Source organism: Pseudophaeobacter sp. 1A09344 (genome assembly GCF_041008745.1).
In the GTDB taxonomy this organism is placed as follows: domain Bacteria; phylum Pseudomonadota; class Alphaproteobacteria; order Rhodobacterales; family Rhodobacteraceae; genus Phycobacter; species Phycobacter gallaeciensis_A.
In genome coordinates this window covers 353590-377541 of sequence record NZ_JAXGFS010000004.1, presented here as the reverse complement: position 1 = coordinate 377541, position 23952 = coordinate 353590, and the positions used below count along the sequence as shown (strand labels likewise).

Annotated in this window: 23 protein-coding genes; 8 read left to right on the top strand and 15 right to left on the bottom strand. The window is 60.8% G+C overall.

The features are described 5' to 3' along the window. Nucleotides 1-118: 118 nt before the first annotated feature. From ilvN to SM765_RS09705, 4 genes are all read right to left on the bottom strand, one after another. Nucleotides 119-679: an acetolactate synthase small subunit gene (gene ilvN / locus SM765_RS09720; RefSeq protein WP_065273495.1), complete on the bottom strand. Its 561-nt coding sequence runs from the start codon at nt 677-679 to the stop codon at nt 119-121. Between the two features lie 81 nt (nt 680-760). Then, entirely contained in the window at nt 761-2512 is a 1752-nt protein-coding gene (locus tag SM765_RS09715; protein ID WP_274828959.1) for an acetolactate synthase 3 large subunit, read from the bottom strand. 367 nt (nt 2513-2879) lie between these two features. Next, entirely contained in the window at nt 2880-3512 is a 633-nt protein-coding gene (locus tag SM765_RS09710; protein WP_274833384.1) for a response regulator transcription factor, read from the bottom strand. A 91-nt stretch (nt 3513-3603) separates the two neighbouring features. Further along, nucleotides 3604-5043, bottom strand: coding sequence for a cache domain-containing protein (locus SM765_RS09705; RefSeq protein WP_065270602.1), 1440 nt, complete (start codon nt 5041-5043; stop codon nt 3604-3606). A 280-nt stretch (nt 5044-5323) separates the two neighbouring features. Here SM765_RS09705 and SM765_RS09700 point away from each other — a divergent pair, with 280 nt between their 5' ends. The 3 genes from SM765_RS09700 (at nt 5324) to SM765_RS09690 (ending at nt 9875) form a co-directional block, all read left to right on the top strand. Beyond that, nucleotides 5324-6406, top strand: coding sequence for a TRAP transporter substrate-binding protein (locus SM765_RS09700; protein ID WP_065270601.1), 1083 nt, complete (start codon nt 5324-5326; stop codon nt 6404-6406). A gap of 149 nt (nt 6407-6555) precedes the next feature. Next, nucleotides 6556-7503, top strand: a complete 948-nt coding sequence (locus SM765_RS09695) for a TRAP transporter small permease subunit (RefSeq protein ID WP_065270600.1) — start codon at nt 6556-6558, stop codon at nt 7501-7503. A 17-nt stretch (nt 7504-7520) separates the two neighbouring features. Beyond that, entirely contained in the window at nt 7521-9875 is a 2355-nt protein-coding gene (locus SM765_RS09690; RefSeq protein WP_368981496.1) for a TRAP transporter large permease, read from the top strand. Nucleotides 9876-10099: 224 nt separating this feature from the next. Here the strand turns inward: SM765_RS09690 and SM765_RS09685 are convergent, their stop codons facing one another. The 4 genes from SM765_RS09685 to SM765_RS09670 form a co-directional block, all read right to left on the bottom strand. Then, complete coding sequence (locus SM765_RS09685) at nt 10100-10915, bottom strand: arginyltransferase (protein WP_274837229.1); 816 nt, start codon at nt 10913-10915, stop codon at nt 10100-10102. A 145-nt stretch (nt 10916-11060) separates the two neighbouring features. Then, nucleotides 11061-11501, bottom strand: a complete 441-nt coding sequence (locus tag SM765_RS09680) for an RDD family protein (protein ID WP_065270597.1) — start codon at nt 11499-11501, stop codon at nt 11061-11063. 95 nt (nt 11502-11596) lie between these two features. Then, nucleotides 11597-12043 (bottom strand): DUF2852 domain-containing protein, encoded by a 447-nt coding sequence (locus SM765_RS09675; protein ID WP_274837228.1) that lies wholly within the window; start codon nt 12041-12043, stop codon nt 11597-11599. 342 nt (nt 12044-12385) lie between these two features. Further along, nucleotides 12386-12868 (bottom strand): MarR family winged helix-turn-helix transcriptional regulator, encoded by a 483-nt coding sequence (locus tag SM765_RS09670; protein ID WP_065270595.1) that lies wholly within the window; start codon nt 12866-12868, stop codon nt 12386-12388. Between the two features lie 217 nt (nt 12869-13085). Here SM765_RS09670 and ectA point away from each other — a divergent pair, with 217 nt between their 5' ends. Genes ectA through SM765_RS09650 form a run of 4 tightly spaced genes read left to right on the top strand, consistent with a single transcriptional unit; the run spans nt 13086 to nt 16786 of the window. Next, nucleotides 13086-13616, top strand: a complete 531-nt coding sequence (gene ectA, locus SM765_RS09665) for a diaminobutyrate acetyltransferase (RefSeq protein ID WP_065270594.1) — start codon at nt 13086-13088, stop codon at nt 13614-13616. 55 nt (nt 13617-13671) lie between these two features. Next, on the top strand, nt 13672-14958 hold the full coding sequence (ectB, locus tag SM765_RS09660) for a diaminobutyrate--2-oxoglutarate transaminase (protein ID WP_274828982.1): 1287 nt from the start codon (nt 13672-13674) through the stop codon (nt 14956-14958). Nucleotides 14959-14962: 4 nt separating this feature from the next. Continuing rightward, nucleotides 14963-15364 (top strand): ectoine synthase, encoded by a 402-nt coding sequence (locus tag SM765_RS09655; RefSeq protein WP_065270592.1) that lies wholly within the window; start codon nt 14963-14965, stop codon nt 15362-15364. 3 nt (nt 15365-15367) lie between these two features. Beyond that, on the top strand, nt 15368-16786 hold the full coding sequence (locus tag SM765_RS09650) for an aspartate kinase (RefSeq protein ID WP_274837227.1): 1419 nt from the start codon (nt 15368-15370) through the stop codon (nt 16784-16786). 169 nt (nt 16787-16955) lie between these two features. Here SM765_RS09650 and SM765_RS09645 read toward each other — a convergent pair whose 3' ends face one another. Further along, nucleotides 16956-17453: a MarR family winged helix-turn-helix transcriptional regulator gene (locus SM765_RS09645; RefSeq protein WP_274837226.1), complete on the bottom strand. Its 498-nt coding sequence runs from the start codon at nt 17451-17453 to the stop codon at nt 16956-16958. Nucleotides 17454-17615: 162 nt separating this feature from the next. Here SM765_RS09645 and mnmH point away from each other — a divergent pair, with 162 nt between their 5' ends. After that, complete coding sequence (mnmH, locus tag SM765_RS09640; RefSeq protein ID WP_274837225.1) at nt 17616-18683, top strand: tRNA 2-selenouridine(34) synthase MnmH; 1068 nt, start codon at nt 17616-17618, stop codon at nt 18681-18683. On the opposite strand, the gene selD is transcribed toward mnmH, so the two are convergent. Genes selD through SM765_RS09610 form a run of 6 tightly spaced genes read right to left on the bottom strand, consistent with a single transcriptional unit; the run spans nt 18680 to nt 23951 of the window. After that, the gene (selD, locus tag SM765_RS09635) at nt 18680-20842 is read right to left on the bottom strand and encodes a selenide, water dikinase SelD (protein ID WP_274837224.1); all 2163 of its coding nucleotides are present in this window, start codon (nt 20840-20842) and stop codon (nt 18680-18682) included. The two genes, mnmH and selD, sit on opposite strands and share 4 nt — an antisense overlap. A gap of 54 nt (nt 20843-20896) precedes the next feature. After that, nucleotides 20897-21283: a Na+/H+ antiporter subunit G gene (locus SM765_RS09630; protein ID WP_065270587.1), complete on the bottom strand. Its 387-nt coding sequence runs from the start codon at nt 21281-21283 to the stop codon at nt 20897-20899. A 7-nt stretch (nt 21284-21290) separates the two neighbouring features. Further along, nucleotides 21291-21560 carry a K+/H+ antiporter subunit F gene (locus SM765_RS09625; RefSeq protein WP_065270586.1) on the bottom strand — a complete coding sequence of 90 codons (270 nt, stop codon included), beginning with the start codon at nt 21558-21560 and terminating at the stop codon, nt 21291-21293. Next, nucleotides 21557-22054 (bottom strand): Na+/H+ antiporter subunit E, encoded by a 498-nt coding sequence (locus SM765_RS09620; protein ID WP_274835946.1) that lies wholly within the window; start codon nt 22052-22054, stop codon nt 21557-21559. Before SM765_RS09620 ends, SM765_RS09625 begins: the two co-directional genes overlap by 4 nt. Next, nucleotides 22051-23604, bottom strand: coding sequence for a monovalent cation/H+ antiporter subunit D (locus SM765_RS09615; RefSeq protein WP_274835945.1), 1554 nt, complete (start codon nt 23602-23604; stop codon nt 22051-22053). Before SM765_RS09615 ends, SM765_RS09620 begins: the two co-directional genes overlap by 4 nt. Continuing rightward, a complete protein-coding gene (locus tag SM765_RS09610; RefSeq protein ID WP_274835944.1) occupies nt 23601-23951 on the bottom strand; it encodes a Na+/H+ antiporter subunit C in 351 nt (116 codons plus the stop codon). Before SM765_RS09610 ends, SM765_RS09615 begins: the two co-directional genes overlap by 4 nt. Nucleotide 23952: the final 1 nt, after the last annotated feature.

Sequence of the window (23952 nt, the reverse complement as noted above, 5' to 3'; positions counted from 1 at the left end):
CCTGTGATTTTCTACTGACCCGGACGTCGCAAAAAGGCCGCCCAGATTGGGCGGCCTTTTGTGTTATCGGTGCAAGACATGTGATCGGAAGGGGCGGGTGGTCCTCCCGGCGCGGCAATCAGGTGCCGCGCAGCAGGGCAGCAACGCCGGTACGGGCGATTTCGATCAGACCCAACGGGCGCATCAGATCGGCAAAGGCGTCGATCTTGTCCGGGGCGCCGGTGATTTCGAAGATGAAGCTTTCCAGGGTGCTGTCCACGACATTGGCGCGGAAGATATCGGCCAGGCGCAGGGCCTCGACCCGCTTGTCACCATCGCTCACGACCTTGAGGATTGCCAGTTCCCGCTCGACCGCAGGGCCTTCGACGGTCAGATCGTGCACCTCGTGGACTGGAACGATACGGCCCAGCTGTGCCTTGATCTGTTCGATCACCTGCGGCGTGCCGGTGGTGACCACGGTGATGCGGCTCAGGTGCCCGGTGTGATCGACTTCGGCGACGGTCAGGCTTTCGATGTTGTAGCCGCGGCCGGAGAACAGGCCGATGACACGGGCCAAAACGCCGGGTTCGTTTTCAACCAGCAATGCCAGCGTGTGACGTTCCTGTACGTCGGAAAACGTGGGCCGCAGGTTATACGCCGAATGTTTGCTGGCGCCTTTTTTGATGTGTAGGGCAGACATGGAATTGTCCTTTTTCATTCCTATCGGGCCGTGTCGGCGATTGCCGGGCCCATCAATTCGGTGAAGGGGGAGCGGTGTGGATCAAACCAGCACCGCACCTCCGGCCTGAATGGCGCCCTGGGTTTCGGCTTCGCCCAGCAGCATTTCGTTGTGGGGTTTGCCCGAGGGGATCATCGGGAAGCAGTTCTCGTGCTTTTCGACCAAACAATCAAAGACAACCGGACCGTCGTGGTTGATCATTTCCATGATCGCATCGTCCAGATCCTTGGGGTCCTTGCAGATGATGCCCTTGGCGCCAAAGGCCTCGGCGAGCTTCACGAAATCGGGCAGCGCTTCGGACCAGGAGTGGCTGTAGCGTTCACCGTGCAGCAGTTCCTGCCACTGGCGCACCATGCCAAGGCGTTCGTTGTTGAGGATGAACTGTTTTACCGGCAAGCGGTATTGCGCGGCGGTGCCGAGTTCTTGCATGTTCATCAGCCAGGATGCCTCACCGGCAACGTTGATCACCAGCGCGTCGGGGTGCGCCATCTGCACGCCGATGGAGGCCGGGAATCCATAGCCCATGGTGCCAAGTCCGCCTGAGGTCATCCAGCGGTTGGGATCCTCAAAGCCAAGGAACTGCGCCGCCCACATCTGGTGCTGCCCAACCTCGGTGGTGACATAGCGGTCGTGACCCTTGGTCAGCTCCTCAAGGCGTTGCAGCGCGTATTGCGGTTTGATGGTGCCTTCGGACGGGGTGTAGGACAGGCAATTGACCGCGCGCCATTCGGAGATCTTGGCCTGCCATTTGGCCAGCGCCTCCTTGTTGGTCTTGCGACCGCGGGATTTCCAGACCTTCAGCAGATCTTCCAGCACGTGGCCCACATCACCGACGATCGGGATATCGACGCGGATCACCTTGTTGATCGAGGAAGGATCGATATCGATATGCGCCTTGGTCGATTTCGGGCTGAAGGCATCGATGCGGCCAGTGATCCGGTCATCGAACCGCGCGCCGATATTGATCATCAGATCGCAGTCGTGCATCGCCATGTTGGCCTCATAAAGACCGTGCATGCCCAGCATGCCGAGCCAGTTCGGGCCCGAGGCAGGATAGGCGCCAAGGCCCATCAGGGTCGAGGTTACGGGAATGCCAGTGGCATCCACCAGTTCGCGCAGCAGCTGGCTGGCGCCGGGGCCGGAGTTGATCACGCCGCCGCCGGTATAGAACACCGGGCGTTTGGCGGTCTCGATGGCGGCCACCAGTTCGGTGATCTCTTCCATATCGCCCTTGACCGGCGGCTGGTAATGCGAGGCCGAGGGGCGCGGCGTCGTGTAGGTTCCGGTGGCGAATTGCACGTCTTTCGGAATGTCGATCAAAACCGGACCGGGGCGGCCCGAGGTGGCGACATGGAACGCCTCGTGCAGGGTACCGGACAGCTTGTCGGTGTCCTTCACCAGCCAGTTGTGCTTGGTGCAGGGGCGGGTGATGCCAACGGTGTCCGCCTCCTGGAAGGCGTCTGAACCGATCATGAAGGTCGGCACCTGACCGGTCAGCACCACAAGCGGAATGGAATCGAGCAGCGCATCGGTGAGGCCGGTCACCGCATTGGTTGCACCGGGCCCCGAGGTGACAAGAACGACGCCCGGCTTTCCGGTCGAACGCGCATATCCTTCGGCGGCGTGAACCGCGCCTTGCTCGTGGCGGACCAGAATGTGGCGGATATCGTTCTGCAGGAAGATTTCATCATAGATCGGAAGCACGGCGCCACCGGGGTATCCGAATACCGTGTCCACGCCCTGATCCTTCAGGGCCTGAACAACCATTTTTGCGCCGGTCATTTCACGTGTCATCTGCTTTTGCTCCAGTTGGCGGCAACGTCCATTCCGCATAAAAAAAGCCCCCGATTTTCTAGGTCGGAGGCGCATGGGTCAGATTATGGTCAACCGTTACCGGCCCATGCGCTTGGTTCCTACAATGACGACTAGGGAGGTCATTTACCCCAGGCTCCTCTTTTGCGTTGAAGCGCAGACTATGACCGGCCGGCAGGGGCGTCAACAGGCAAACCCATCAAAAATGCCCGTCTTTCGACATTTTCTTGCGCTCAAGGGGCGCGTTGCGACATTTCTCAAAAGGAGAATCCCGGAAATGTGACCGAAACCCGAGCCGCAGGGACTCAGCCGCAGGTGTCGCGTGCTCCAGAAATGGGGGGAGCAGGGGCTACAGCCCGACGCCAGTGCCCTGTAGAACGCCGTGTTGCAGCGCATAGCGGGTGAGGCCGGCGGTCGAGGAAATGCCCAGCTTGCGCTTGATGTTCTTGCGGTGGGTTTCCACTGTGCGCACCGAGATATCGAGCGCAAGGGCAACTTCCTTGTTGGATTTGCCCTGAGCCAGTTCCAAGAGGATGGTCTGTTCGCGCCCGGTCAGCGCCTCGCGCAAACCGCTGTCCTTGGGCTTCAGCGACCCTTCGGCGCCGGTGCAGAGATAGCGTTCACCGCGCATCACCGCGTCGATAGCATCCTTGATCTCTTCGGTGGGCACGTCCTTTAGCACATATCCCATGGCGCCATGGCTGAGCGCGGTAGAGATATATTCCGGGCTGTCGTGCATCGACAGGATCAGGATACGAGTGCTGGGGCTGCGCTCCAATATGATTTCGGTGGCGCCGAGGCCACCCAACCGGGGCATGTTGAGATCCATCAGGATCACATCGGGCGCCAGCTCGGCGACGCGGCTCACCGCTTCTTCGCCGTCGGTCAACGATCCGACCACCGCGATGTCATCATAGCTTTCGAGAATCGACTGGATGCCCTCGGCGACCATCGGGTGGTCGTCCACGATCAGGACACGCACAGGCTCGCAATTTCCGTCTTTCAGCAGAGTGCCATCCCCCAACTGCCTATATGCTTCGGACCCGGCAGAGATACGGATCCTGCATCTGCCACTACGACACGCGTTTCGGAGCGGCTTCGTTCCCCGGAGGCAGCAGATGGCTCAAAGGGAGTGTCGCTTCGATCACCGTGCCGCTCTGGGTGCCCCGTGATGACAGAATCCGCAAGGTGCCGTCAAGCTGATCGATCCGCTCTTGCATGTTGCGCAGGCCGATGCCCGGCTCGCCTTCGGGCTTTTTCTGGGGCAGGCCACGGCCATTGTCGCTGATGCGCATGGTGGCGCCGCGGGCGTGGCCACGCAGGTCTATACTGACATGGCTTGCATCCGCGTGCCGTTCTATATTGGTCAGCGCCTCCTGCGCGATGCGGTACATGGCGATCTTGGCGTCCTGATCCAGCCGGTTGCGGAAAACCACAGTGGTAAAATCCGTTTCGATTCCGGTGCGGGCCGCAAAATCATCGGTCAGCGCCTTCAGCGCAGGACCAAGGCCCAGATCATCCAGCACTCCCGGGCGCAGATCCCGGCTGATGCGGCGCACTTCGGAGATGGCGATGCCAAGGTGTTCGATGCCCTTGTCGAGCGGATCCGAAGCGCCATCGTGATCGCCCCGCATCAGGCGCCGCCGGGTGTTGTCCAGCGCATAGCGCACCCCGACAAGAAGCTGGCTGATCCCGTCGTGCAGCTCGCGGGCCACGCGTCCACGCTCTTCTTCCTGCGCGTCGAAAACCCGCTGTGTCAGTTCCTTCAGCTTGGCATCGGCAAGGCGGCGTTCGCGGATGTTCAGAACCATGCCCGATGCAAAGACAAGGACCAGTGCGACAAGGGTAATTCCGCCAATATAGATAAAGGTCCGGCGCACCCGGGCTTCCACCTCGGCGCGGCTGGCGGCGACCGAGGCCAGTACATCGTCGATGAAGACGCCGGTCCCGACCGCCCATTGCCAGTCCTGCAGGCCAAGGACGTAGGTTACCATCTGCGCTTCTTCGCCAGTCGATGGTTTTTCCCACATGAAACTGTGCCAGCCTGCGCCTTGGCGCGCCTGCTCGATGAAGGTGTCCACGACCGGCGTGCCCTGGCTGTCGGTAAGCCCGCGCCAGTTCTGATTGATGAACTCGGTCTGTCGGGGGCTGACCAGATTGTTGCCGTCATAATCATAGACGAAAAAGAACCCGTCCTGGCCGTAGATCATCGCGCTAAGGATTTGCGTCACCCGTTCCTTTGCATCCGCATCATCCGGCGCAGCCAGACCATAGATATGGGAAAAGGCATTGCGGGCCTGGGTGACATAGTTGCGCAATTCGGCCTTCTTGGCTTCGATCAGCTGGCGCTCCAAGGCCTTGATCTCCCGCTCGGCGAGGGCGCGGGACTGATTGGCCACCAAGAGCGCAATCGCCGCCACTGCCACCACCAGAGGCAGCGTCGCCAGAAGCGAAAGTTTCTGCGCATAGTTTGGTCGAAACAGGCTGGAAAACAGGCTGGAGAACGGGGGCATAGGGCTGTCCGGCGGCTGTGAGAGAGGGAAGGCGAATCGTTACGCAATCGAAATCCGAAAGCAAAGGGGGCTTTGAGGCAGATTTTGCCGTCACCTGCGTAACAAAAGAAGCCTGCGCTCAAAATTAGTGCAACAATCGGACTGAAACTTACCAAAAAAGCGCCGATCTACGCAGTACTAGGTATTCACAAGTTTGGCCCCGTGGCTAGGCTGACGCCACTCGAACCGATCCGCCCAAGGCTTTGCTGCGGGCAATCCATATATCTGGGAGGAAAACATCATGGATCGTCGTTCCTTTTTGAAAACATCCGCTCTGGGCGGTACCGCCGCTGCTGCGTCCACTCTGGCAGCTCCGGCTTATGCTCAGGGTAAGCGCACCCTGACCATGGTTACCACCTGGGGTCGTGGCCTGGCTGGCGTGTTTGACGCCGCGCAGCGCGTTGCAGACAACGTCACCGCCATGTCCGATGGCAACCTGACTGTCGACATCAAAGCCGCAGGCGAACTGGTTGGCGCGTTTGAAGTGTTTGACGCCGTTTCCTCGGGTCAGGCTGACATGTACCACGGCGCCGACTACTACTTCGTTGGTCAGCACCCGGGCTATGCCTTCTTTACCGCCGTGCCCTTCGGCATGACCGCGCAGGAACTGTCCAACTGGTACTACTTCGACGGCGGTATGGAGCTGCACGACGAGCTGGGTCAGATCTTTGGTCTGAAATCCTTCCTCGGCGGCAACACCGGCGCGCAGGCTGGCGGCTGGTTCTCCAAAGAGATCAACAGCCCCGAAGACTTCAACGGTCTGAAGTTCCGTATGCCGGGTCTGGGCGGCAAGGCACTGGGTAAACTGGGCGCTTCCGTTCAGAACATCCCGGGTTCCGAAGTGTACCAGGCTCTGTCCTCTGGCGCCATCGACGGCACCGAGTGGATCGGCCCCTGGGCGGACGAAAAAGCCGGCTTCCAGGAAATCACCAAGACCTACTACACCGCTGGCTTCCACGAGCCGGGTGCGGGTCTGTCGGTTGCAACCAACCGCGACGTATTCGAGAGCCTGAGCCCCGCGCATCAGAAGATCATCGAAATCGCGTCGGCTGAATGCCACCAGTGGAACCTGGCACAGTTCCTGGCCAACAACGGTGCCGCTCTGCAGCGTCTGCAGGCCGGTGGCGTGAAACTGATGGAATTCCCGGACTCCGTCTGGGATGCCTTCGGTAAGGCTTCCATGGAAGTGCATGCGGAAAACATGGGCGACGATCTCTACAAGAAGATCCACGACAGCGCCATGGCTTCGATGAAGTCCTCCTCTGCCTGGATCAAGACTTCCTCGGGCACCTACGTGTCGCAGCGCGACCGCGTTCTGGGCTAAGCGGCGTACTTACGCTTTCATCGGATCCTCCGCCATTGTGCGGGGGATCCCTTTTCCATTGCAGCAGGTCGAACCGGGCAAGCCAGCTCCTTGTGGAGCACCGCCAGCTCATCTAAAGACCCGCCGCAATCAATGATCCCGGGGGAACAATGCAGGACGACAGTGGCATTTCCTTTTTCGGCGCCCTGTGGGGTGGTCTTGTCTGGCTGGTCCAGAACATCGCTGGCGCCTTTTACAATCTTGGCTACGCGCTCTCCCATACCAGCGAATGGCTGGCATGGACCGGAGGGCTGGAGTCCGTAGAGGACAAACAGTCGCTTATGCGCTTTGTCTACTTCGGTGGCTCGGTCGAGTTCTTCTTTGTAGTGTTTACCGCGTTTCTGGTTCTGACAGCGGTGGGGATTTACCAGCGCCAAGTCATGTGGGGCGTGGTGCGCGGGCTGGAAGGCTTTGCCAATACCATCGGCCGCCTGTTCGCCTGGGCCGGTCTGATCATGGTGATCCAGCAGATCATCATTGTCTTCATGCAGCGGGTCTTTGCCCGGCCGGACATGAGTTTCGGTCTGGGGATCGAACTGCAGATGGACATCTCGTGGTTTGCCGAAGAGCTGAAGCTCTATAACGCGCTGGTGGTCTGTATGTGCGTTGCCTACACATTCGTGCAGGGCGGCCATGTGCGGGTTGACCTGATCTACTCCGGCATCAGTTTCCGCGCCAAGCGGGTCATCGACATGATCGGCTCGCTGATCTTCATGATGCCTGCGGCTGTTCTGACCTGGATGTATGGCTGGTTCTTCCTGTGGCGCCACCTGATCGTGCCGAAGCCTTCGGCCTCTGATGGGCTTGACCGGCTGGTGATGAAAGCACGTGCGCTGCGCTGGAACGTGGAAACCATCGGGTTCAGCCCGAACGGCTTCAACGGGTACTTCCTGTTCAAGATCCTGCTGGTCTCGTTTGCAGGCATCGTCTTCCTGCACGCCATTGCCTTCTTCTACCGCTCGTTCCTCGAGTTCGTCGAAGGTCAGGGTAGTGAAAACAAATACCTCGACAAGGATACCCTTGGAGAGGGCGAAGAAGCCTATGAAGGCGCGCATTAAACTAAGGGACAGCTGACATGCTATTCGGTCTTGATGGCGTCGAAATCGGCCTGATCATCGTATTCTTCTGCCTTTTCGGAGGCATTCTTTCCGGCTTCCCGGTGGCCTTTGCCATCGGCGGCGCCGGCATCATCTCCTTCGGGATTATCGCGGCGCTCGACAGTGCCGGGCTTCTGGTTCACCAGGCCATCGACACCTCGTCGCAGGTCTACCGGGATCTGGTGAATTCGGGCGTCAAACCCGATGTCATATCCATCTTCCGATATCCGGATCTTCCACGCGTTGCCGAGCATGTGTTCCCGCAGGGCTGGGAAAGCGCGATGGATCGCAACGTCTCCTTCATCGTGAACCGCATGAACGAGCGGGTTCTGGCAGGGGCGTCGATTGAAACGCTGCTGGCGGTTCTGATGTTCGTTCTGATGGGGATCACCCTGGAGCGGTCGAAGATCGCCAACGATCTGCTGACCACCATGGCGCGCGTCTTTGGCCCGCTGCCCGGCGGTCTGGCCGTGTCCATCGTGGTTGTGGGGGCCTTCCTGGCCGCTTCGACCGGCATCGTGGGCGCGACTGTGGTGACCATGGGGCTTCTGGCGTTGCCCACCATGCTGCGCAACAACTACTCGCCGGAGCTGGCGACGGGTGTGATTGCGGCTTCGGGCACGCTGGGGCAGATCATCCCGCCCTCTATCGTGATCGTTCTTCTGGGCACGCTGGCAGGGGATCTTTACTCCACTGCGCAGGAAAACCGTGCGCAGGAAGCGGGCTGTACCGATGCGCTGACCTTCCTGGGTGAGCCTGCGGTCGTTTCGGTCGGGACCCTGTTCCAGGCGGCGCTGCTGCCGGGCATCATGCTGGCGCTTCTTTATGCGCTTTATGCCTTTGGCTATGCGCTGATGAACCCGGAAAAGGCACCTGCGGTTGAGCTCGGCGGCGCCAGTGACGAACCGGTGACCCGCACCGAGGCCCTGACCTGGTTCCTGGGCGCGCCTGCTGCGATCATCGTCGGTACCGTGCTGCTTGGCTCGTTCGGCGTCGTTGGCTCGCAGAACATCAATGTGTCCAGCTTCTCCGACGCTGGTCAGACCGCGTCGCTGCGCACCTCGGTCGGGGCGGAATGTCAGGCCTCGATGATCGAACTGCATGGTCAGGAAGCCTGGGATGCAGCGGTGGAAGAGCAGAAGGCGATTGATGCCGCTGGCGGTGTCGCCTCGGCTGAGCGTCTGAGCGAGGAAGAGATCGCTGCGGCAGAGGTTGAGAAGATTGCCAACGCGGCGCCGATTGGCACCGGTATCGCGGTGATCATCGTTCTGCTGGGCCTGGTTCTGGCCGTTGGCCGCGGTGTTGCGCCGTCGCGCGATACCAAGCCGCTGATCGTAGGGGCCATCGGTCTTCTGCTGCTGGCACTGGTCGACATTCTGCTGATCGCGCCGACCACGTCCCCCGGGGCGACGGTGCTGCTGATGCTGATCCCGCTGGCGATCGCGCTTTACGGCTGTAAAGAGGCGGCGATCCGCTGTGCGCGCAACGATCTGATCCGGGTGGTCTTCCCGCCGCTGGTTCTGATCGTGGCCGTGCTCGGCTCGATCCTTGGCGGTATCACCAACCCGACGCCCGCTGCGGCGCTGGGGGCAGGCGGTGCCATCATGCTGGCGGCGTATCGCCGTCTGCAGGACGAGGGACGCTCGGGCAAGGTGATCATCTGGTCCACCTCCGCGGTGATCCTGTGCATCCTGATCGGGGTGAACTTCGATCTGCGGATCAATCAGGACAATGTGTCGTTCGAAAGCTGGGTGGCCTTCTTCTTCGCTTATGCGGCCTACCTTTATGCGCTGTTCGGCCTGCTGTTTGGCTGCTGGGTGCTGTTCAAGGGCGGCGTTCTGACGCCGATCGTGCGTGAGACGGCGAAGGTGACCTCGATGGTCTTCACCATTCTGATCGGCTCGCAGCTTCTGAACCTGGTGGTGATCTCCTTTGGCGGTGAGCACTACATCCAGCAGTTCCTGAAGAGCTTTGATAACGAGATGACGGTCTTCCTGATCGTGATGCTGGTGCTGTTCTTCCTGGGCTTCGTGCTCGACTTCCTTGAGATCATCTACATCGTGATCCCAATTGTCGGGCCGGTGATCTACGGCGGCTCCTTCGATCCGAAATGGGTGACCATCATGGTTGCGGTGAACCTGCAGACCTCGTTCCTGACACCGCCCTTCGGCTTTGCGCTTTTCTACCTGCGCGGGGTTGCACCGAAGGAGGTGACGACGGGTCATATCTATCGCGGGGTTCTACCCTTCGTGCTGATCCAGGTGGTGGGTCTGGCGATCCTGTGGCTGTTCCCGTCGATCGTGACCATCGTACCGGCGCTGATGCCGGGCTGATCCGGTTCAGGATATCACAAAGACTTAAGGGGCCCCTCGTGGGCCCCTTTTTCATGGCGGCGGTGCAGATGGTAGTGACTGGAGCGCACAGGCAGACAGGCCGGACCCGGCGAGATCCGCCGGATAGCGTAGAGGTCGAGCTGTGGAGACGCACGTGCAGCCCCAAGGGGCGCCTTCAGCCGTTGGCTGCGTGGTTGGGGGCTAGGGCCCCGACTGCTGGAGAGTTACCGCCCGCGGTGGACCGGCTGCTGGGGAAGCTGAATATTGGCGACCTGTTCGGAAATCGTATCGGTCGCAGGGCTGTCCGCAGTATCTTGAACCTCGGACATCGCGGTCCACTTGCCCCCTTGATAGACCTCAAGGCCCGAGAACTTGACCTTATACCCCATCTTGGGGCTGCCTTTGACCCAGTAGCCGAGGTAGACATAGGGCAGCCCGGCATCGCGCGCGATGTCAATGTGATCGAGGATCATATAGGTGCCCAGCGAATTCTGCGGCAGGTTCGGGTTGTAGAAGGAATAGACCATGCTCAACCCGTCTTCGAGCACATCGGTCAGCGACACCGCAGTCAGTGCGTTGTCTTCGGGATTGGTGTATTCCACCACCCGACTGCGCACCGGAGTTTCCTCAATCATCGCGGCATATTCGAACACGTCCATATCGGCCATGCCGCCATCCGCATGGCGGTTGTCCAGATAGTCGCGGAACAGCTGGTACTGATCCTCGGTCGCCCAGGGCGATGTCGCCCGGCGGACCAGATGCGCGTTGCGCTTGCTGGTGCGTTTCTGGCTGCGGCTGGGCGTGAACTCTGCCACGTTGATGCGCGCCGACAGGCAGGCCGAACATTCCGAACAGGACGGACGATACAGCACGTTCTGAGAGCGCCGGAACCCCTGTTGCGAGAGGCTATTGTTCAGCTGCTCGACACCATCGCCCTGCAACGCCGTGAACAGCTTCCGCTCCATCCGCCCCTCCAGATAGGGGCATGGTTGGGGCGCAGTCACATAGAACTGCGGTGCGATCGGAAGTGTATGGCGCATAGGGTCGGGCTTGAGTCCAAGGCTTGTCAAAAAACACAATAAGGCTGAAGTTCACGATAGCAACGACCAACCCGCCCGCCAAGGCCGGTCTGCACAAATGGTTTAACAGTGATTGCCAAGCGGGATGTTTGCCCCGAGTTGACCGCTATCGCTGGATGCTGCGCCGGTTCAGCATCACCGTGCCGAGAATGGCATCGCCCAGCCCCTGACCGCGTGCCGATGTCAGCATCATGATCACCGAGACCACCTGCAAAAGCGGCACGGCCAGAGCAACCGTATAAGCACCCGTATGCAGCGCGGCCATCTGCAGATCCATCCGCTGGCCGGAAAGGTCGCGCAGCTCGATCCCGGCAAAGCGCATCCCCAGCGTGGCAGAGCCGTTGGCGATGGTAATCGTCCGGTAGGCAAAGCCGATCGTCAGATAGAGCAGCGGCCAGATGAAGAGCCCGACAAAGGCAGTCATCACCACTGTCGCCATACACAGGCCGAATATGATCAGGCTGTCGACGACCCAGGCCAGCAGCCGTTTGGGGGCAACCGATGCGTAGAATTCAGCTTGGTAATCCGGGTCGGGCAGGGCGGTCATCTCAGGTGTCCTGTTTTGCGGGCGTGTGGGGCAGGCAAGCAAGCGAGCGCCTCCCACCCGTATCTATGGGCGGGAGGCGCTGATGTCAGTAAGGATCAGTGGCGTTTGTCGCCGATATCCTCGTTGCCGATGTCCTGCGCTTCGGCAGGGGCGGCGGCGCGCTGTTCCATGAATTCGTCGAATTCCGCCTTGTCCTTGGCTTCGCGCAGGCGCTGCAGGAAGGCGTTGAAATCATCCTGTTCCTGTTCCAGGCGGCGCAGCGTATCGGCCTTGTAGGCGTCAAAGGCACTGTTGCCGCTCGAGGTCATGGCGGACATGCCGTGGCGGGTCCAGGATTTGCGGTGGCGGCAGGATTTGTTGAACATACGTTTGCTCCAGATCATGTAAAACAACAGGGCGAGGCCGATTGGCCAGAAGAACACAAAGCCAAGCACCATGGCAGCAATCCAGGCGCCTTTGCCCTTGCTGTCCAGCCAGGCCTCGCTGCGGGAAAACCAGCCCTGGTCATGCGGGGCGGCTGCGGTGGGGGTGATACTCGTCATTGGAACCTCCGGTATTGGGTTGATGTAAATCACCTTCACATCCTCAATATCGTGCGCTCGCCTGCGCCCTGCAAGTCTGCAAGTAAATGTTTTTTACATTTACTTTGTAGGTCATTGATAAATCGTCTTAAAATATTGCCGTGAAGAGGGATGAGTGGCTGGGGTTTCCATGCCTCCGTGGGGCAAGGGGGGCTATGTCTGGGCTCCAAAACCGCCCGACCCCTGCAAAAGGGGAAGGCTATGCGCGCCCGCCCTTGGGGTCGTCTGTCTGTATGGGGTCGCGTTTTCGCAAGGGGCACTTTGCGCGGCGCAGTGTAAGCCCGGCGCCCCGCGGTGCCCGGCCTAGTGGTCGACGGCGTGGCGGATGTCGCCTGTGTCCAGCACTGGGGACGCGTCGATGTCGTCGGCATCCAGCATCGCCGCCACGCGTTCAAGGCCCGCCACCAGCATCGCCTGCTCCCAGTCTTCCATCGCGTTGAACTTGCGTACAAAGCGTTGTTGCAGCGGATCGGGTGCCTCAGTCAGGACCTGACGACCGGCATCGGTCAGCAGGATATTGGTCTGCCGCCGGTCCTGGCTCGACTTTTCACGCAGCACCAGACCGTCACGCACCAGCTTGTCGACAAACGAGGTGATGGTGCCCTGGGACACCCGCATCCGCAGAGAAATCGCCTTGGCAGTGCTGTAGCCCTGTTCTCCGATGATCTGAAGAACCCGGAACTGTGCAGGTGTCACGCCAGTGGTTTGTCGTATCTCACGTCCGAACAATTCGGTGGCCCGGACGATGCGCCGAAGCGCGATCAAGCTGCTGTCGATGCGATCCATGAAGACTCCGTTGTTTTGATCATCAAACTATATAGGAAGATATGACGCTATTCAAAGCAGAATACACTTTGAAATATAAAGGATGAAGGGGGCTAAATGCGACGATATCCGCGACATAATGCCTAAAAGCGACGTTTGTGTCGCAAATTTTGCTTTGCCTGTTGAAGTTTTCGTGAGGCGCTGCTATTTCGATTGCCGAAGCGAAAGGAGCGAACACATGCAATACCACGCTGACCCGAGGCGGATCCCGCTGCCCACTCTGCGCAAACCGACAGCGTCGGATGGCGCGGATATCTGGGAGCTGGTCCGCAGCTGCAGGCCGCTTGACGAGAATTCGATGTACTGCAACTTGCTGCAGTGCGATCATTTTGCCGACACATGCGTACTGGCCGAGCTGTCGGGCGAGGCTGTGGGGTGGATCTCTGCCTACGTCATGCCCAATGATCCCGAAACGCTGTTTGTCTGGCAGGTTGCCGTGTCCGAAAAGGCACGTGGTCGCGGTCTGGGCGCGTTGATGCTGCAATCGATCATGCAGCGTGAAGCCTGTGAAGGCGTCACCCGCCTGCAAACCACGATTACCGCCGACAATGACGCCTCCTGGGCGTTGTTCCGCAAGTTCGCCAAGCTTCAGGACAGCGGTCTGGATATTCAGCCCTACTACACGCAGGCGCTGCATTTCCAGGATCGTCACAAAACGGAAAACCTGGTGACCATCCCCCTGGACGAGCGCGCTCAGCTGGCTGCTTGAGCCGCGCAGACGTCGGTTTTCACTTTCAACTCTTCTCCCACCCAAAAGAGGTCGTATGTCTACGAACACCTCCACCACAACTGTATTCAAACGTCGGGAATCCGAGGCACGCAGCTATTGCCGCGGCTTTGATACCGTCTTTACCTCCGCGCAGGGCTCTGAAATGACTGCCCGCGACGGTCAAACCTATATCGATTTTCTGGCCGGCTGCTCGTCGCTCAACTACGGGCACAACGACCCGGACATGAAAGAGGCGCTGATCGCGCATCTGCAGGCCGATGGCATCGCCCATGGTCTGGACATGCACACCGATACCAAGGCCGATTTCCTCGAGACCTTCGAGAACGTCATCCTGCGTCCGCGTAACATGGACCACAAGGTGATGTTCACCGGTCCCACCGGTGCCAACGCGGTCGAAGCGGCGATGAAAATTGCCCGCAAGGTGACCGGACGCAGCAATATCGTGGCCTTCACCAATGGGTTCCACGGTGTGACGCAGGGTGCGCTGGCCGCCACCGGCAACGGCTATCACCGCGGCGGCGCCGGGCTGCCCCTCAATAACGTGACCCGTCTGCCGTTTGACGGCTACATGGGGCAGGGCACCGACACTGCCGATTACCTGGAGGCGATGCTGAACGATCCGTCTTCGGGTCTGGACGCACCTGCCGCAATCCTGCTGGAAACCGTGCAGGGCGAAGGCGGCCTGAACGCTGCGCGCCCTGAATGGGTGCAGCGCGTTGCACGTCTTGCCAAGGAAGCAGGCGCTCTGCTGATCATCGACGACATTCAGGCCGGTTGCGGCCGCACCGGCACCTTCTTCTCTTTCGAGGAGTTCGGCATCGACCCCGACATCGTCACCATGGCGAAATCGGTTTCGGGCTTTGGCCTGCCGATGGCGCTGGTTCTGGTGAAGCCCGAGCATGATGTGATGGGCCCGGCCGAACACAACGGCACCTTCCGCGGCAACACCCATGCCTTTATCACGGCCCGCGTCGCGATCGAGAAATTCTGGTCGGATAACGCCTTTCAGGATGACATCGCCCGCCGGGCGAAGATCGTCGAAAAGGCCCTGCAGGAAATCGCCGACATGGTGCCCGGCTCGCGGCTCAAGGGTCGCAGCATGATGCGCGGTGTCGATGTCGGATCTGGTGAACTGGCTGGCGATATCTGCGCCCGTGCGTTCCAGAATGGCCTGATTGTCGAAACCTCCGGCCCCAATGATGAGGTCGTCAAGATCCTCGCCCCCCTGACCACGCCCGACGCCCAGCTCGAAGCTGGCCTCAGCATTCTCAAGGATGCCGCGCGGGACGTGATCGGAACAACCAAAGTTGCAGCGGAGTAAGACAATGATTGTCCGTGACTATAACGATATCCTTGAAAAAGACCGCGACCGCGTGGTCAGCGATGCGGAGTGGACCAGCGTCCGTATGCTTCTGGCCGATGATGGAATGGGCTTCTCGTTCCACATCACCTTCCTTGAGGCAGGCTCGGAACATACGTTCGAATACAAGAACCACTTTGAAAGCGTCTATTGCATGCAGGGCAGCGGGTCGATCACCGACCTGGCGACCGGCGAGACGCATCACATCCGCCCCGGTGTGATGTATGCGCTCGACAAACACGACCGCCACGTGCTGAAGGCTGACGAACAGCTCGTGATGGCCTGCTGCTTCAATCCGCCCGTTACGGGAACCGAAGTACACCGGGAAGACGGATCCTACGCGGCGCCAGAAACCGTCGAGGCTTAAGCCATGACCCATACTGTAGAAAAGATCGGCGGGACATCCATGTCCCGCCTGAACGAGCTACGGGATACGCTGTTCATCAAGAACGATGAGCCCGAATACGGGCGTATTTTCGTGGTGTCCGCCTTTGGTGGCATCACCAACCTACTGTTGGAGCACAAGAAGACCGGTGCCCCTGGTGTCTATGCCCGCTTTGCCAATGCCGAGGATGACCACGGCTGGTTCGATGCCCTGAACGAGGTGTCGGCCGCGATGATCGCCGCGCATGAGGCGGTTCTGGACAATGCCGGCGATGTTGCCCAGGCAACGGCCTTTGTGCAGGAACGTATCGAAGGCGCCCGCAACTGTCTGATCGACCTGCAGCGCCTGTGCTCCTACGGACATTTCCGCCTCAACACGCATCTGCTGCAGATCCGGGAGCTGCTCTCTGGTCTCGGCGAGGCGCATTCGGCGCTGGTGGCCGTGCTGATGTTGCAGCGGGCGGGCGTCAACGCGCGCCTGGTGGATCTGTCCGGCTGGCGCGGCGATGCGGATATGTCGCTGGAACAGCGGATTGAAACGGCTCTGGAAGGGGTCGACCCGGCGCAGGAAATGCCCATCGTCACCGGCTACGCGCAATGCACCGAAGGCCTGATGCGGGAATTCGACCGGGGCTATTCTGAGGTGACCTTCTCGCAGTTGGCAGCACAGACCGGCGCGCGTGAGGCGATCATTCACAAGGAATTCCACCTGTCCTCTGCCGATCCCAAACTGGTCGGTGCCGAGAACGCCCGCAAACTGGGCCACACCAACTATGACGTGGCGGACCAGATGGCAAACCTCGGCATGGAGGCGATCCACCCCTCGGCGGCAAAGACCCTGCGTCAGTCCGGTGTGCCGCTGCGCGTCACCAACTGCTTTGAGCCCAATGATCCGGGCACGGTTATCGACGATCAACCCGCGCCCAAGGCAGCGGCCGAAATCGTCACCGGCCTTGATATTATTGCGCTGGAGCTGTTCGAACAGGACATGGTCGGCGTCAAAGGCTATGACGCTGCGGTGTTGGACATCCTGACACGCCACAACGTGCGGATCGTGTCGAAGGTGACCAATGCCAATACGGTGACCCACTATCTGGACGCCTCGCTAAAATCGATGCGCCGGGTCGAGGCCGATCTGCTGGCCCGCTTCCCGCAGGCCGAGGTCAACAGCGAAAAGCTGTCGCTGATCTCCGTCGTGGGACGCGATCTGAGTGGCCTGCACGTCCTGGCCCGCGGGATGAATGCCCTTGAGAAGAAGGATATTCTGCCGCGCGGTGCAACGCAGGGGCCACGCAATGTGGACACCCAGTTCATCCTGCAGCGCGAGGATAAGGACGCAGCCATTGCACTGCTGCATTCGGAGTTCTTCGGAGCCACCGAGTCCCAGGCGCTGAAAGCGGCCTAAGAGCGCAGGCGCTTTAGGCAAAAACGACCGGTTTTCAGTCGGGTGGCGCGTTTCGCGCCCCGCGTTCTGAAAACTGGTCGTTTTGCGTTTTTACAGACGTGTTCCGGGGCTGTCGAAACACGCGGCCAAAGCATAAGCCTTCACGCGAATGCCTTTTAGGCTATACGCGCTAGGGCTGCCGGGGCGGTCTGCGCAGGGGGGCGCGGCTGCGTTCGTTGCCAGCGGCTGTCGCCTTTTGCAGCAGCGCCATGAATTGTTCCTGCTCTTCAGGGCTGAGGCCGGTCAGGATCTCGCCTTGCACCTCGCGCACAAGGGGGTGCGCCCGGGCCAGAACCTCTTTGCCAGTTTCGGTCAGGGTCAGCTGTCGCGCGCGGCGATCCCGCGGGCTGACGGTGCGGTCGATCAGCTGTTTCGCTTCCAGCCGGTCGATCACCTTGCCGAGTGTCGCCCGGTCATAGGCAATAAGCCCCGCAACCGAGGCCTGATCAATGCCAGGGTTGGCATCAATGGCTTTCAGCGCGGCGTATTGAACAGGGGTGAGGTCGATGTCGTGGGCGGCGACCTTTTCGGTGAACTGGGCCACTGAAATCTGATGCAAGCGGCGGATCAGGTGACCGGGAAACTGATGCAGATCCAACGCGTGATCATCCTCGTCTTGTGCGTCCATAAACCCTGTTCCGGCTGTTGCTGTCTCGTCCGACTGTGATGCACAGATAAACCAGAATAGTGGGTAAATGGCCACCATATACGGTGTCGCAGCCGGTCAATCGGCGGCCTGGCCGGTAAAACCCGCTTTCCCTTGTGGATGCAGCGGGCTAGACCCTGTTTCATGGTAAAAAGTTTTTCTTCCCTTCAGGATATGTACGATCATGGCTATGACACCATCATTGATGTACGTAGCCCGGCCGAATTTGCAGAGGATCACGTCCCCGGTGCCATCAACCTGCCGGTCCTGAACAATGAAGAACGGGCCGAGGTTGGCACGATCTATGTGCAAGAAAGCCCCTTTCTGGCGCGCAAGCTGGGTGCTGCCATGGTGTTCCGCAATGCCGCGCGGCACATCGAAGAGACGCTGAGCCAATACGAAGGCGGCTGGCGGCCGCTGGTCTATTGCTGGCGCGGTGGGCAGCGCTCCGGCAGTTTCACCTATCTCTTGCAGCAGATCGGCTGGCGGGCCGAGATGATCTCAGGCGGCTACCAGTCCTACCGCAGGCTGGTGCATCAGATGTTGTATGAGGATGATCTGCCTTACCGGCTTGTGCTGTTGGATGGCTATACCGGCACGGCGAAGACCGACCTTCTGAAGCATGTGGCAGAACTGGGCGCGCAGGTGCTGGATCTGGAAGGGCTGGCCAACCATCGCGGCTCGCTTTTGGGGGGCATGCCGGAGGACCAGCCCGGCCAGAAGGCCTTTGAATCTGCGCTTGCGGGTGCGCTGAGCCGTCTGGACCCCAGCCGCCCTGTGCTTGTCGAGGCGGAATCGAGCAAGGTTGGAGACCGGATCATTCCCCCCAGCCTCTGGAGCCTGATGAAACAGGCGCCACGGATCGAGGTCAGCGCCTCGGTCGAAGAACGCTGCCGCTACCTGCTGCGGACCTACAGCGACGGTCTGCCAGATGCGGATACACTGTCCGAAATGCTGGAGCGGCTTCGTGCGCGTCGCTCGAATGCGGTGGTGGATGGCTGGCTGTCCCTGATCGAAGAGGGCGATATGGCAGGCCTGGCACGGGCCCTGATGGAACAGCATTACGATCCGGCCTACCGCAGTTCACGCCGCAACATCGGCGCTGATGCCGTGGCAGAAGTACAACTGAAGGATCTGGACGATCAGACGCTGCAATCTGCCGCCACAACCATCTGCGACACGCTTGAAGGTCTGGCCGCAAAGGGCTTTTAAGTCAGAACAATTTGCCCTGCGCCTTGGGTAATCTTCCCGATGATCGCCGCCGGGTAACCTGCCTCTTTCAGCTGCTGCAGCACCCCTTCGGCCTTGTCCTGCGGTAGGGCCGCGAGCAGGCCGCCAGCGGTCTGCGGGTCGAACAGCAGATCCTGCGCGCCATTGGTGCGCCATTCCGGCAGCAACGCGGCGTTTTCCGGGAATAGCGAGGAGCGGATGCCGCTGTCGGCCAGTTGAGCGGCGCCCTCCATCAGCGGCACGGCGGCAAAATCAATCTCTGCACTGACGCCTGAAGCCTCGCAGATGCCAAGGAGATGCCCGGCCAGACCAAAGCCAGTGACGTCGGTCATCGCGTGGGCTTCGGGTGCCAGAATGCGGGAGGCTGCGGCCTGCGGCTGTGCCATCTGTTCAAGCGCAGCGGTGACCCAGGCGCCTTCGGCCTTGCCTGCCATTTCGGCGGCCATGATTACGCCGGAGCCGAGCGGTTTGGTCAGAACCAATGCATCGCCCGGCTGCGCCCCGGCAAGGGTCACAGGATCCTGGTTGCAAAGCCCTGTGACGGTGAACCCCACAGTCAGCTCATCCCCCAGCGAGGTATGACCGCCGATGATCTCGGCGCCTGCATCCTCCATCACGCTGCGCGCGGCGGTCATGATTTCAATCAGGGTCCGTTGCTGCAGGGCTGGCGCCAGACGCGGCAGGATCAAGTTGGCTGTGGCGGCCTGCGGGGCGGCGCCCATGGCCCAGATATCGCCAAGCGCGTGCACCGCTGCGATACGGGCCATCACGAAGGGATCAAGGCTGAAGGCGCGCAGATGGTCGGTGCTGATCACCTGCCGCACATCGCCCATGGTCAGTAGCGCGGCATCATCTCCGGGCAGGGCGGTGACATCCTCACGCAGACTTGCCACGCGCGACACGCCTGCCGCATGCAAGGCGGCGCGCCCGGCCTTGGCACCACAGCCGCCGCACATGGGTTTGTCGCCCAGCACTGCGGGCAGGTCCAGCGTATGTTCGGGCGGCAGATCCGGCACCTCCATTTCGGGCAGGCTGCGGAATTGCTCCATAAAATTCTGATCGATCCGGTCCTTCCAGCGCCAGATCATCGGGCCGGAAAACTGGGTGCCGAACCTTTCTCCCAGCGCTTCCTTGGCGCCCATGGAGATCAGTTTCAGGTAATCCTTCTGCGGCCGGTAGTGGCGCATCGGATCGCCGGTGATGGCGGCGCGCAGATTGTGCAGCAGAACCGGGGCTTGCCGCACCGCGTAGACGCCGGCCTTGGGGCGCGGGGCATAGGCCAGATGGGCGCAATCCCCGGCAGCAAAAACCTGCGGGTCCGAGGTTTGCAGGCTGTCCGAAACCGTAAGGAAGCCGTCCTGTACCTCAAGCCCGGTATCGGCCAGCCAGTCATGAGGGCGCGCCCCGGCAGCGCCGGTGGTGAAATCGGACAGGATCTCGCGCCCGCCTTCCAGCTCGATATGGCTGGAATGGATGCGATTGACGGCGGTGTTTTCAACGACGGTGACGCCTTGCTCGGAAAAGGCGCGGCGCAGCCGCTCGCGGATCCCGGCGCTGGCGGTGCCCAGAACCGGGCCGCTGTCGATCAGGGTGGCTTGTTCCAGACGGCCCCGGCTGCGCAGGGCATGAGCCATCGCCAGAACCAGCTCGGCTCCGGCCACGCCGCCGCCGATCACCGCGATGCGGGCAGGGCCATCGCCGCCGCGGAACGCGTCCCAGCGGCGGGCAAAACTACCAAGCGGCTTCGCCGGGATGCCATGTTCTGCAAACCCGGGCAGGTTTGGCATGTCAGAGGTAATCCCCACATCGACCGAGGCCACGTCATAAGTGATGTCAGGTCGGCCCGGCACCCGGACATTGCGGGTTTCGGGATCAAGTCCCTCGGCCGCGCCCTGCACCAGTCGCGCCCCGGCAAAGCGCGCCAGCCGGACCAGATCGATATCAAGATCGCCCCGCGCGTAGTGACCGGCGACAAAGCCGGGCAGCATCCCCGAATAGGGCGCGGTGGGGCCGGGGTTGATCAGCGTCAGCCGCGCGCCGGGCAGCGGGCGCATCCCCCATTTCAGCAGCACCAGCGCATGGGCATGCCCGCCTCCGATCAAAACCACATCTTTGGTTTGGGGCAGGCGGGAGGTATCCATTTCGGTGGCTCACTTTCTGTTTCTGGGGCCGTGGGCCAATGGCCCGGGGTGGGGCTATTGCGGCTGATCTGTGCTTTCGGGATCTTCCGGCGGGGTGTTGTGGGTGGCCCAGATCGCATCCGGTCCAGCCGAAGGCAGAGTGCCTGTTTCCTCGCGACGGTGAATGTGCACCTTGGCGATGAAATGCGCGGTCACCGGGGCGGTCAAGAACAGAAACAGCGTGATCATCAATTCGTGTAGCGACAGGCGCCCTTCAAAGGCGATAGCGTGCACCATCGAGGCTAGAAGGACCCCGCCCACGCCCAGCGTCGTCGCCTTGGTCGGAGCGTGCAGCCGCGACATCGGGTCATTGAGTTTCAACAGGCCGTAGGAGCCAACAAAGCCGAACACACCGGCCATGACCAGAAAGCCTGCAATCAGAACGTCGAGTATCATATCCATAAGAGCCTCACTCGATGATATTGCCGCGCAGGATAAAGCGCGCGTAGGCCACGGTTGAAACGAAACCGAGCATGGCGATGATCATCGCCGCTTCGAAAAAGATCTCGGTTCCGAGCGCCAGCCCATAAAGAACCATCAGCGCGATTGCGTTGATGAACATGGTATCAAGCGCAAGGATACGATCAGCCATGGCGGCGGCGAACATCACCTTCCAGAGGTTCATCAAAAGCGCCAGCGCAAAGCAGACAAAAGCAAAAAGAGCCGCAGTTTCAATCATTCGAAAATCTCCATCAGGCGGCGCTCGTAGCGCTCTTTGATTTCGTCCCGAACCGCATCAGGGGCGTCGCAATCAAGGCAATGCACCAGCAGGGCGTGACCTTCGGCGGAGACGTCTGCGGTGACGGTGCCCGGCGTCATGGTGATGGTGCCGGCCAGCACGGTGATCGCCTCGGGGGTGCGCAGCTCCAGCGGAACGGTGACCCAGTTGGGGTGCCGTTTTGCGTTGGACTTGAACACCACGATCCGCGCCACGGTGATATTGGCAACAACGATGTCCCAGATCACGATCAGGATATAGGCTGCGATCTTGACCGGGTGTTTCATGCGCAGTTGCTGCGGCCAGAACGGCTGGGTCAGGAAGGGGATCAGCAGGCCCAGCAGAAAGCCGAAGACCAGCGAGTTCAGCGTGAAGCTGTTGACGATGAGAACCCAGGTGAGGGTCAGCAGCAGCGTCAGCACCGGGTGCGGCAGAAGTCGATGCATCAGTTTCATTCCCCGGTCCTCCCCAGGACGGTGTCAATATAGGCATCCGGCGCAAAGAGTTGCGCGGAGGTGGCCTCGGCGTAGTCCATCATCGGACCTGCAAAGACGGTCAGCAGGATCAGCCCGGCCAGAAGACCGAAGCTGGCCACGAAAGGCAGGGACGAGCCGCGTTGCGCCTGCACCGGCGCCTCTTCTGTGTCATCCGCTTCCACTTCGCTTTCAGCATCCTCTTGCGGAGCAAGTCCGTGACTTTTCCAGAAGATCAGGCTGCCAGCCCGCGCCAGACCGATGATGGTAATCAGCGACGACACCAGAATGACGCCCCAGATCCACCAGACCAGATCATGCCCGCGCGCCGCATCCATCACCAGAAGCTTGCCCAGGAAACCGGACAGGGGCGGCATACCCGCCATGGCGATGGATCCCCCAAAGAACAGCGCCGCGATCAGCCCGCTTTGCTTCATCACCGGTTTCGGGGCGATCTCGCCGCCTTGACGTTCCATCACCATGTCGGCGACCAGGAACAGGAAGGCCGTCGCAAGCGTCGAATGCACGGTGTAGTAAAGCGCAGCGCCTACAGAATCCGGGGTGAAAAGCGCCACCGCCGTCAGCAGGGTCCCCATCGAGGTGATGGCGCCAAAGGCGACAAGCCGCCCGATCTCACGCGCGCCAAGAACACCGATGGCCCCCACGGCAAGCGTCAGCAGCGCCGCGGGCAGCAGCCAGTCGCCGGCCAGACCCGCGGTGATCTCGGCCTCGGGGCCAAAGACCAGCGTGTACATACGCAGGATGGCATAGGCGCCGACCTTGGTCATGATCGCAAACAGGGCCGCCACCGGCAAAGGCGCGTTGGCATAAGAGGCTGGCAGCCAGAAATGCAGCGGCAGCACCGCGGCTTTGATGGCAAAGACCAACAAGAGCATGATCGCGCCGACCCGCAACAGGGCAGTGTCCTCGGCCGGAAGCTCGGCCACCCGCACCGCCAGATCGGCCATGTTGAGCGTGCCGGTCACGGAATAGAGCGTGCCAAGCGCAAACAGGAACAGTGTCGATCCCAGCAGGTTGTAGACGACATATTGCACACCGGCCTGGAACCTTGTGGCGCCGCCTGCGTGGATCATCAGACCATAAGAGGCGATCAGCAAAACCTCGAAGAAAACGAAGAGGTTGAAGGCGTCGCCGGTCAGGAAGGCACCGATGATGCCCATCAGCTGGAACTGGAAGAGCGCATGGAAATTGGCGCCGCGCGCGTCCCAGCCGGTTCCGATGGCGTATAGAACCACCGCCAGCGCAAGCACCGCCGTCAGGACGATCATCATCGCCGACAGCCGGTCCAGCACCAGCACGATGCCAAAGGGCGCAGGCCAGTCGCCGAGCTCATAGACCTGTACCGTGCCATCGGCGGCCTGACTGGCCAGAACGAGGGTAATCAGGGCAATCGCAACCGTGCTGGCAATCGAGAAGATGCGCTGCAGATCCAGATGGTAGCGCACCACCATGATGATGAAGGGTGCAACGATCGCGGGCAGAACGATAGGGGCAATCAGAAGATGGTTCATGTGTCCTCTCCCGTCTGCGTATCGCGGGTCATGTCGATGCGGTCATCGCGCGAGGACAGGAACGCCCCCAGCGCGATCATCACCACGACCGCCGTCATCCCGAAAGAGATCACGATCGCCGTCAGAACCAGCGCCTGCGGCAGCGGATCGGTGTAGGCGACTTCCTCGTATTTGTTGAGGATGGGCGGCGCGTTGACCATCAGGCGCCCAGTGGCGAACAGGAAGACGTTCACCGCATAGGATACCAGCGACAGGCCCAGAATCACCGGAAAGGTGCGTTTGCGCAGGATCAGGTAAATCCCTGCGGCGGTCAGGATACCAACAGCCGAAGCAACCAGAAGTTCCATG